This window comes from Streptomyces bobili (assembly GCF_002154575.1).
Classification (GTDB): Bacteria; Actinomycetota; Actinomycetes; order Streptomycetales; family Streptomycetaceae; genus Streptomyces; species Streptomyces bobili.
The window spans coordinates 1-1393 of the sequence record NZ_MUBA01000750.1 but is presented as its reverse complement, the minus strand read 5'-3'; the positions used below and the strand labels follow the sequence as shown (position 1 = coordinate 1393).

The window sequence follows — 1393 nt, the reverse complement described above, 5'->3', positions numbered from 1 at the left end:
GGACAGCCGAGCGGCCCCTACGGCACCCCGGGTGCTCCGGGGCCGTACGGACAGCCGCCGCAGCCGGGACCCTACGGCCAGCCGGCCGGTCCCTACGGGCAGCAGCCCGGATACGGCTACCCGCCGCCCCAGTTCCCCGGTGCCCCCGGTACGCCGGGGTCCGGCTCGCGCAACCCCTTCAAGGGGAAGCCCGCGCTGGCCGTCGGAGCCGCGGTCGCGGCGCTCCTCGTCATCGGCGGGACGGTGTTCGCGGTCACCAGCGGTGACGACGACGGCGGCAAGAAGAAGCCCGTCGCCGGACCGACCGACGACGGCAAGCCGTCGGCGGTCGAAAGCCCCGTCAACCCCGGTGACGGCGACGGAGACGGCGGCGAGGACCCCGAGGACTTCAACGCCGGCCGCAAGACCGGCGAGGCCAAGGTGCTCTGGTACAAGGAGGCGCCCGACGCGCCCGCCTCCGGCGCCGAGGCCCCCGGCATGTGGATCACCTCCAAGACCGCGGTGAAGGCCGCGTACAAGGAGGTCGTCGGGTACAACGTCGGCGACGGCAAGCCCGCCTGGGACACCATCGCCCTGCCGCAGAAGGTCTGCGCGGTCACCCCGCAGAAGACGGCCACCGACAAGATCGTCGTGGCCTACATGAACGGCAGCACCGACCGCGCCAAGTGCAACCAGCTCCAGCAGATCGACCTCAACACCGGCGCCAAGGGCTGGACCGGGGAGGTCGCCGACGGCGCGCTCTTCGACAGCGCCATCACCGTCGAACTGTCCGTCACCGGCAACACGCTGATGGTGGGCCGCTCGCAGTCGGGCACGGCGTACGACGTCAACACCGGCAAGAAGCTGTGGGACAAGAAGAAGTACGGCGACGCCTGCTTCCCGACCGCGTTCGCGGGCGGCGCCAAGCTGATCTCCGTGGCCTCCTGCGACGCGACCGACCCGACCGAGCACGACGAACTGCAGGAGCTGGACCTGGCGACCGGCAAGGTCAAGTGGACCCAGAAGTTCGACAAGGGCTGGACGGTCGCCCGCGCGTACTCGATGGACCCGCTGGTCATCTACAGCACCAACAAGGACAAGAACGCCTGGAACATCTCGACGCTCAAGCCGGACGGCACGTTCCGTTCGCAGGTCGGCGTCGACGAGGACNNCGAGGGCGGCAACCTCGTCGCCTACGTCGAGCCGTCGTACGACGCGGCCGGCCGGGTCGTGTCGATCCCGGTCGCCGGTTCCACGCACACGCCGACGACGCTGCTCCAGATGCCGGAGAGCACGGCCGACCTGGAGGACAGTTTCTTCTCCCGCGACGTCGCCTGGGCGGACGGCCGCTTCTACATCTCCTCCACCCGGCTGGCGGGCAACGACGACGCGAAGGAGAAGCTGATGCTCGCCT

The 1393-nt window shown here is 70.2% G+C and carries 1 protein-coding gene; it reads left to right on the top strand.

Translation table 11 applies throughout. The annotated features are described in order from the left end of the window. On the top strand, positions 1–1393 hold a 1393-nt coding region (locus BZL64_RS37165), incomplete at both ends, for an outer membrane protein assembly factor BamB family protein (protein ID WP_244205777.1).